This window comes from Terriglobales bacterium, from assembly GCA_035457425.1.
Classification (GTDB): domain Bacteria; phylum Acidobacteriota; class Terriglobia; order Terriglobales; family Acidobacteriaceae; genus JACPNR01.
Genome location: DATIBR010000117.1, coordinates 24,362 through 33,478, shown reverse-complemented (window position 1 = coordinate 33,478; position 9,117 = coordinate 24,362). Strand labels below are relative to the sequence as shown.

Sequence of the window (9,117 nt, the reverse complement as noted above, 5' to 3'; positions counted from 1 at the left end):
CCCGCGTTCAAGCTGCCGGCCGAGCTGGAGAAGCAGGTGGAGTACGTGGACCTGCCGCTGCCGGACCGCAAGCGGCTGCGCGAGATCGTGGAGGCAGCGTTCACGCGGCTGGCGAAGACGCGCACGCTGAAGCGCACGCTCGATGCGACGGGCCTGGACGCGCTTGCAGGAAACCTGACGGGGCTGACGGAGGAAGAAGCGGACCGCGCGGTGGCGCAGGCCATCGTGGCGCGCTATGCCCTGTGCCCCGAGGTCGTGACCGACGTCGTTGCGGCGAAGAAGGAGACGCTGCGGCGGAGCGGGATGCTGGAGTTCGTCGACGGCGTGCAGGACATGTCGGCGGTCGGCGGGTTGGAGAACCTGAAGAAGTGGCTGGAGCGGCGCAAGGGCGCCTACGACCCGGAGGCAAGCAATTTCGGGCTGGAGCCGCCGCGCGGCGTGGTCATCATGGGAGTGCAGGGGTGCGGCAAGTCGCTGGCGGCGCGCTCGATCGCGGGCGCGTGGAAGCTGCCGCTGGTGCGGCTCGACACCGCCGCCATCTACGACAAGTACATCGGCGAGACGGAGAAGCGGGTGCGCAAGGTGTTCGCCGTCGCCGAGCAGCTGGCGCCGGTGGTGTTGTGGATCGACGAGCTGGAAAAAGTGTTTGCCGGGTCGGGACCGGATTCGGCCGCGTCGGACGCGGGCGTCTCGGCGCGGCTGCTGGGCGCGTTCCTCTCCTGGATGCAGGAGCGCAAGACGCCGGTGTTCGTGGCGGCGACCTCGAACAACGTGCTGGTTCTGCCGCCGGAGCTGATCCGCAAAGGGCGCTTCGACGAGATCTTCTTCGTCGACCTGCCGAACGCGGCCGAGCGCCGTGCCATCTTCACGCTGCATCTCGCCAAGCGGAAGCGCGACCCCAAGCAGTTCGAGCTGGACAAGCTGGTGGTGGCGGCCGAGGGGTACTCGGGCGCGGAGATCGAGGCCGCGATCCAGAGCGCGCTCTACGCCAGCTTCGGCGACAAGCAGCCGCTCTCGACGGCCGCGATCGCGGCGGCGCTGAGGGAGACGGTGCCGCTCTCGACCACGCGCGCGGAGGACATCGCGGCGCTGCGGAGATGGGCGAAGGAACGGGCGGTGCCGGCGTCGCTGCCGGATGCGGCCGCGGCGCGGAAATGATCCACGTGGAGGCGGCCGACTCGGCCGCCGGCGCGCGGGCGAGATCGCCCGCGTTCACACGATCTTCGGAGGCGCTCCTTTCATAGACGGCAGCCATCTAAGACGGAAGTGGGCACTTCGGCGGTTACCCGATTGACTGTCACCGATAAGCGGGGTACTCTGGCCGCGATGGTCGTTCGCGCGTCGCGCGTCCAACCCGCCCGCAAGGCTTCCAACCCAATCCATGCACGCAGCAGCCGCGGCCTTGGTGTGTGTATCCCAGGCGCGCGCGGCGGAGGGAACCCCTCGGACTGATGAAGAAGAACATCGAGATCGGCCGCAACATCGAAGGACTGTTCGGCACGCGCGATGAGAACCTGCGCATCCTGGAAGACGGGCTCGGGGTCCAGATCGACCTGAAAGCCGATTCCATCGAGATCAAGGGGCACGCCGAGAACGTGGGGCGCGCCGAGCAGGTGTTCGTGGACTACGAGCAACTGCAGCGCGCGGGACACAAGTTCACCAACGGCGACCTGGGCGACATGCTGCGCGTGGTGACGCGCGACCCGAGCGTCTCGCTGCGCTCGCTGGCGGAAGCCGGCAAGCAGCGCTCGTTCGGCAAGCGGCCGGTGCAGCCGAAGAGCATCAACCAGCGGCGCTACATCGAGGCCATCGAGAAGACCGACATGGTCTTCGGCATCGGGCCGGCGGGGACCGGGAAGACGTACCTGGCGGTGGCGATGGCGGTCTCGGCGCTGGTGAACAAGCAGGTGAACCGCATCATCCTGGCGCGGCCGGCGGTGGAAGCGGGCGAGCGGCTCGGCTTCCTGCCGGGCACGCTGCAGGAGAAGGTCGACCCGTACCTGCGGCCGCTGTACGACGCGCTCTACGACCTGCTCGACGCGGAAAAGGTCGACCGTTTCCTGGAGAAGAACATCATCGAGATCGCGCCCATCGCGTTCATGCGCGGGCGCACGCTGAACGATTCGTTCGTCATCCTGGACGAGGCGCAGAACACCACCTCGGAACAGATGAAGATGTTCGTCACGCGCCTGGGGTTCAACGCCAAGGCGGTGATCACCGGCGACATCACGCAGATCGACCTGCCGGGCGCCAAGCGCTCGGGGCTGCTCGAGGCCATCGACATCCTGCACGGCGTGGACGGGCTCTCGTTCTGCTACTTCGACGAAGGCGACGTGGTGCGGCACCACCTGGTGCAGCGCATCATCCGGGCGTACGACGAGGCCAAGGCGATCCGCGAGGCGCAGATGCAGCTTTCGCTGGGCGCGAAGACCGAGAACGGCGGCGGCGCCAGCTCGGCCAAGCCGGAACCCGTCCCGGAGGAAGTGGAGACGCAGGCTGAAGATCGCATCGCAGACTGAGGCTCTGTACAATCATTCCGGGAGGGCAGCCCGATAGCCCTCCCGTTCGTTTTGGGGCTGCAATCTACGGCCACATGATCGTGATGAGAAAACCCATCGAGGGCGTGACCCGGGCCGAGCTCGAGCGCTTCGCGGCGCGCGCGCGTCGCGCCGCCGGCGTGCGCGGCCCGGTGGACATCCTGCTCACCACGAACGACGACCTGCGGCGGCTGAACAAACGCTTTCGCGGGAAGGACAAGCCGACCGACGTGCTCTCGTTCCGCGCCCCCGGCCCGGGATTGCCGGATGACCTCGCCATCTCGAGCGCGATCGCGCAGGCGAACGCGCGGCGGCTGGGCCACTCGGCGGGCGAAGAGTTGAAGGTCCTCATCCTGCACGGGCTGCTGCACCTGGCCGGCTATGACCACGAGCGCGACCAGGGCGAGATGCGGCGCGAGGAAGACCGCCTGCGCCGCCGGCTCGGGCTGCCGGTCACGCTCATCGCGCGCGCGGAGCGCCCGCGGAAACGGAGCCGGCGATGATCTGGGCGCTGCTTCCCGCGATGTTGGTGCTGCTCGCGCTGCTCACGCTGGTCTCCTACGTGGAGCGCATCTACGGCGAGATGGGAAAGTTCCTGGCACGCGAGTTCCAGGAGAACATCGAGTGTTTCGAAAAGACCGTGGAAACGCGGCTGGGCGTGAGCCGCAACCGCGCGTCGCTCTCCATGTCGGTGCTGGCGCAGCTCGCCACTGCCGGCATCTCGATGGTCACCGCCTACTACGTGTTCTACGACGCCGCGTGGAGCGCCGGGGAGTTCGTGCGCGCGGGCGTGATCGTGGTGTTCGCCATCATCATCTTCAACCGCCTGCTGCCGTTCGTGCTGTTCACGCGGACGAAGGGCGAATGGCTCGGCCCGTTCACCATCCTGCTGCGGCTGCTGATCTGGCTGGTATTCCCGATCACGGTGATCCTCGGGTTCGCGCTGCAGGTGGCGGCACTGGCGGAGCCGAAGGAGCCGCAGGAACCGGAGCATCCCTCGGAAGCGGTGGACGCGCTCATCGAGGCCGGGCAGGAGGAAGGCATCCTCGAGGAAGCGGACCGCGACCTCATCCACTCGGTGGTCGAGTTCAGCGAGAAGAATGTGCGCGAGGTGATGACGCCGCGTCCCGAGGTCGTCGCGATCCCCGCGACGATGACCGTCGAGGGCTTCATCGAGCTGCAGCGCACCAAGCCGTACTCGCGCGTGCCGGTGTACGAAGACACGCTCGACCACATCAAGGGCATCGTGTTCGTGCACGACGCGCTCCAGATGCCCGACATCGACGCCAAGGTGCGCACGGTGGGCGAGATGATGCGGCCGGCGCACTTCGTGCCGGAGACCAAGCGCGTCTCGCTGCTGTTGCGCGAGATGCAGCGCGAGAACATCCACATGGCCATCGTGATCGACGAGTACGGGTCGCTGGCCGGCGTGGTGACGATCGAGGACCTGGTGGAGGAGATCGTCGGCGAGATCCGCGACGAGCACGAAGCGAAGGCCGACATCGTGAACGAGAACCCGAACTCGTACCTGGTGCCGGGCAACATGGACATCGACCGCATCCCGCAGCTGTTCGGCATGCGGTTGGAGCCGCGCGACGCCTCGACGGTGGGCGGCTTCGTGAGCGAGCTGATGGGACGCATCCCGGAGCCGGGCGCGGTGGTCGAGCACGAGGGCCTGCGCTTCGAGGTGCTGGAATCCACCGACCGGCGCGTCGAGCGGGTGCGGGTGACGCGCGGGCGGGGGAGCGAAGCCGCGCGCGAGGCGGCGCCGGCGCCCAAGGCGAAGACGAGAGACCAGCGCACGGCGAAGCGCGTGTAGACATGCGCGCCGGATTCGTCTCCATCATCGGGCGGCCCAACGCCGGCAAGTCCACGCTGCTGAACGCGCTGGTGGGCGAGAAGCTCGCCATCGTCACGCGCAAGCCGCAGACCACGCGCAACCGCATCCTCGGCATCGTGAACCTGAAGGCGCGCAAGGGCATTCCCGCCGCGCAGATCGTGCTGGTCGACACCCCGGGCGTCCACAAGCCCGACTCGCAGCTCAACCGCCGCATGATGCAGGAGGTCTACGACGCGCTGGCGTCGCGCGACCTCACGCTGCTCATCGTGGACGCCACGCAGAAGTTCGGCACCGGCGACGAGTTCACGCTCAACGCCGTGAAGCGGGCGGGCGGGCCGGTGGTGCTGCTGCTGAACAAGGTCGACCTCGTCCACAAGGAGAAGCTGTTGCCGCTCATCGCCGAGTGGAAGGAGCGTCACCCGTTCACGGAGATCATCCCGATCTCGGCCAAGACGCGCAGCGGGCTCGACGTGCTCATCGCGAAGATCGCGAACGCGCTGCCGGAGGCGCAGCCGCTCTTCCCCAAGGACCAGCTCACCGACCAGCCGGAGCGGTTCATGGTGTCGGAGATCATCCGAGAAAAAGTCCTGACGCACACCGCGGAGGAAGTGCCGTACGCTGCCGCCGTCCGGGTGGAGCAGTGGGAAGAGAAAGGCAAGCTGACGCGCATCGCGGCGGTCATCTACATCGAGCGCGAGGGGCAGAAGAAGATCATCGTGGGACGCGGCGGGGAGATGATCAAGAAGATCGGCACCGCGGCGCGCCACGAGATCGAGCGCCTGCTGGGTGTGAGAGTGTTCCTGGAGCTGTTCGTGAAGGTCCAGCCGGATTGGCGACAGTCGAGAGGGTTCGTCGAGGAACTGGACTGGAGAAGGCAGCTGGAAGACCTGTCGTCACGCGAAGACTGATGTGCCGCCCGCTAAATCGGGTTCTCTAAACATTTCTTGATCTTCACCCAGCCCTTCCGGGCTGGGCTATTGGCGTTCGGCCCTTCGGGCCTGGGGCGTGGATGTTCGACGGCAATGCGCGGCCGAATAGAGTGTTGGCCTGCGGATCAAGCGGCTACTCCTTGACGGCGATGCCGAGCGTCTTCATCTTGCGGTAAAGATGCGAGCGCTCGAGGCCGAGGACCTCGGCCGTGCGGCTCACGTTGCCGTGATTCTCATCCAGCTTCTTCAGGATGTAGTCGCGCTCGTAGGCCGCGCGCGCCTGGTGCAGCGTGGAGAACTCCGAGCCCGAGCGCTTGGAGCCGTCGCGATAGACCAGCGGCGGCAGGTGCTTGCGGTCGAAGCGCGTGATGGTGGGGTTCATGATGACGATGCGCTCGATGACGTTGCGCAGCTCGCGCACGTTGCCGGGCCAGGCGTAGCGCATGAGGGCGTCGATGGCGTCGTCGGTGATCTCGCGCGAGCGGCGGCCGTAGGCCTGCGCGAAGTCCTTCAGGAAGTAGCGCGCGAGTTGCGGGATGTCTTCTTTGCGCTCGCGCAGCGACGGCACGAAGAAGGGGATGACGTTCAGTCGGTAAAACAGGTCCTCGCGGAAGTTGCCGCGCGAGATCTCTTCTTCCAGGTCCTTGTTCGTGGACGCGATGACGCGGACGTCGACCGCCATGGGCTCGTCGCCGCCGACGGGCGTGAAGCGCTGCTCGTCGAGCGTGCGCAGCACCTTGGACTGCGTCTTCAGGCTCATGTCGCCGACTTCGTCGAGGAAGAGCGTGCCGCCGTCGGCTTTCTGGAACTTGCCTTCCTTATCGCCGGTCGCGCCCGGGAACGAGCCCTTGCGATGCCCGAACAGCTCGCTCTCGATCAGGTCTTCGGGGATGGCGGCGCAGTTGACCTCGACGAACATCGCTTCCTTGCGCAGGCTCTGCGCGTGGATGGCGAGCGCGACCAGTTCCTTGCCGGTGCCGGACTCGCCATAAATAAGGACGCGGCCGTTGGTCGGCGCCATCACCGCGATCTGCTGGCGCAGCGCCTTCATCGGGACGCTGTCGCCCACGATGACGCTCTTCGACTGCACCTGGCGCTTGAGGTCGCGGTTCTCCGAGCGCAGGCGCTTCGCTTCCGCGGCGTGCTTCACCAGGTTGATGGTCTTCTCGAGCTGCAGGGGCTTTTCGAGGAAGTCGTAGGCGCCGAGCTTGGTGGCCTTCACGGCGGTCTCGATGGTGCCGTGGCCGGAGATCATGATGACCTCGGGGGCGTCGTCGAGCTCGCGGATCCTGCCCAGCGCTTCGAGGCCGTCGATGCCGGGGAGCCAGATGTCGAGCAGCACGACGTCGAAGGGTCGGTGCGCGAGCGCGTCGAGACACGCCTCGCCGCTCTCGGCGGTCGCGACCTTGTAGCCCTCGTCCTCCAGCACGCCGCGCAGCGACTGCCGGATGGCCGCCTCGTCGTCAACGATCAGGATGTTGTGCATGTTGGGTCTTGAGTGTATCCGCGGGAGGCTGCCGCCGCTCGGCCTCGCTCGCCACCGGCAGCTCCACGATGAAGCGCGCTCCCACCGGGACGTTCTCTTCTACCCGGATGGAGCCGTGGTGGTCTTCCACGATGCGGCTCACGATGGCGAGGCCGAGCCCGGTACCGCGCTTCTTGGTGGAGAAGTAGGGCAGGAAGAGTTTCTCCTTGAGCTCGCGGGTGACGCCGTGGCCGGTGTCGGCGACCACGATCTCGACGGCATCCTTGGAGCTGAGCAGCGCAGTCGAGATGTGGACTTCGCGGACGAGCGAGTCCTGCATGGCTTCGGCAGCGTTGTCCACCAGGTTGGCGACCGCGCGCTTGATGGCTTCGGGGTCGGCCATGACTTTGGGCAGCGAGCGCGCGAGCTCGGTGTGCACCGCGATGTTGTCGAGCCGGCCGTTGAACATCGCCAGCGCGCCCTCGATGACGGAGTTGATGTCGGCGGGCTCGGGCTGCGAGGCAGGGAAGCGCGCGAGCGTGGAGAACTCGTCGACCAGGGTGCGCACGGTCTCGATGGCGCCGGCAATGGTCTCGGCACATCCGTGGATGACCGCGATGGACTCTTCGTCGGGCACGCCGCCGCGCTCGAGGTGCCGCCGGATGCGCTCCGCCGAGAGCGCGATGGGCGTGAGCGGGTTCTTGATCTCGTGCGCCACGCGCCGCGCCACCTCGCGCCACGCCGCCTGCTTCTGCGCCTTCAGCAGGTCCGACAAGTCTTCGAAGACGAGCACGTAGCCCAGCCGCTGGCCCTCATGCTGGAGCGAGGCGACGGTGAGCGCGACGTTCAGCCGGCCGCGCGGCGTGTTGATCTCCATCTGGCTGCTGGAGGTTCCCATGCGGTCGGCCTTGCGCAGCATGTGCTCGATGTCCTGCACGACCTCGGGCGCGAAGACGTCGCGCAGCACGGAGCCGGTCGCCACCTGCTCGACGCCGAACATGCGCAGGAAGACGTGGTTGGTGCGCGTGACGCGCCGGCCGTCGTTGAGCGAGAGCACGCCGGTCGGGATGCTTTCCAGGATGGTCTCGATCTGGCGGCGGCGCTGCTCGAGCTCGACGTTGGCGTCTTCCAGCTCGCGCGTGGAGGCCTCGATCTGCTTGCGGCTGCCCTCCAGCTCGCCCGCCATGCGGTTGAATGAGTGGATGAGGTCGCCCAGCTCGTCGGTGGCGCGCACTTCCACCCGGTAATCGAGGCGGCCCTTGGAGATCTGATCGGTGGCCTCGGCGAGCGCGGCCACGGGGCGTGTCACCAGCTTCGACAGGAAGAGCGCCAGCCAGGTGGCGGCGAACAGCACCAGCACGGTCAGCAGCAGGAGAAAGCCCATGTAAGTCCGGCGGACCTGCTTGCGCTGCTGGGCAAGCTCGAAGTAGCGCTTCTGCGTCTGCTCGATCTCGCGCAGGGTCGAGGAGAACTGCGCCGGCAGCGGCACCGCCACGATGATCTTGCCGTTGCTGCCGCCGACCCCGGCGCTGCCGAGCACGTATTCCTTTTCGCCCAGCAGGAAGGAAGGCAGCTGCTTGCCATGCGCCTCGGCGGCGGCGGGCAGCTTGGAGCGCAGCACGCCCCAGGGTTCGGGCAGGCCGAGGCTGGCGACGCTGTCGTCGTCGACGGTGGCGACGGCGAAGCCGCCGCGCAGCGTGGATTTGTGCCGCTGGAACTCCGCCAGCACGGGCGAGAAGTTGCCGGTGGCGAAGGCCCGCAGCACGTCGGGGTCCTGCGCGATGGATTCTGCCTCGGCGCCGGCGCTCTCGGCGGCGTAGCGCGCCATCATGGTCGCCACGCGCCCGGATTCCTCGCGCAGTTCCTCCACCGGACCGGAGAACCACTTCTCGATGGAGCGGTTCATCAAGAGGTAGGCGAACTGGAAGAGGAAGATGACAGGCAGGAACGAGAGCAGCAGCGCGCCCACGACCATGCGGGTGCGGAACTTCGAGCCCAGCACGCCGGCGCTGCGCTCGGCGTAGAGCTTGAGCAGGTTGCGCGCGAGCACGAAGGTGAGCGCGACGAAGACCAGGAAGATGAGCGCGGAGAGCGCGGTGAACAGCAGCGTCTGCTCCGAGGTCTCGGGGCGCAGGATGGGGCTGAGGTTGAAGGCGGTCTGCGAGCCGAGCGCGACGAACAGCACCAGCACCACGACGGCGAGCGCGATGACCACGCCCGTCCGCCGCCGCTCCGGCGTACCCGCATTGTGGGGCTTCGAAGCCACTGGGAGCTGCTCCGGCGAGCACGTCGCAACACACTGATGGGCCGGAGGTTGCCGTTCATTATAGTCGCGGAATGTCGCCC

7 protein-coding genes are annotated in these 9,117 nt (G+C 67.3%); 5 read left to right on the top strand and 2 right to left on the bottom strand.

Translation table 11 applies throughout. The features are described 5' to 3' along the window. The 5 genes from VLA96_08770 to era form a co-directional block, all read left to right on the top strand. Positions 1-1,158, top strand: a 1,158-nt coding sequence (locus VLA96_08770) for an AAA family ATPase (GenBank protein HSE49283.1), incomplete at its 5' end; no start/stop codon positions are given. A 293-nt stretch (positions 1,159-1,451) separates the two neighbouring features. Further along, a complete protein-coding gene (locus VLA96_08765; protein HSE49282.1) occupies positions 1,452-2,519 on the top strand; it encodes a PhoH family protein in 1,068 nt (355 codons plus the stop codon). A gap of 83 nt (positions 2,520-2,602) precedes the next feature. Continuing rightward, positions 2,603-3,040, top strand: coding sequence for an rRNA maturation RNase YbeY (ybeY, locus tag VLA96_08760; protein HSE49281.1), 438 nt, complete (start codon positions 2,603-2,605; stop codon positions 3,038-3,040). Next, entirely contained in the window at positions 3,037-4,356 is a 1,320-nt protein-coding gene (locus VLA96_08755) for a hemolysin family protein (GenBank protein HSE49280.1), read from the top strand. The genes ybeY and VLA96_08755 overlap by 4 nt, the downstream gene beginning before the upstream one ends. 2 nt (positions 4,357-4,358) lie before the next feature. Continuing rightward, entirely contained in the window at positions 4,359-5,285 is a 927-nt protein-coding gene (gene era / locus VLA96_08750; protein ID HSE49279.1) for a GTPase Era, read from the top strand. A 154-nt stretch (positions 5,286-5,439) separates the two neighbouring features. Here era and VLA96_08745 read toward each other — a convergent pair whose 3' ends face one another. Further along, a complete protein-coding gene (locus tag VLA96_08745; protein ID HSE49278.1) occupies positions 5,440-6,792 on the bottom strand; it encodes a sigma-54 dependent transcriptional regulator in 1,353 nt (450 codons plus the stop codon). Continuing rightward, the gene (locus tag VLA96_08740) at positions 6,770-9,037 is read right to left on the bottom strand and encodes an ATP-binding protein (protein ID HSE49277.1); all 2,268 of its coding nucleotides are present in this window, start codon (positions 9,035-9,037) and stop codon (positions 6,770-6,772) included. The genes VLA96_08745 and VLA96_08740 overlap by 23 nt, the downstream gene beginning before the upstream one ends. Positions 9,038-9,117: the final 80 nt, after the last annotated feature.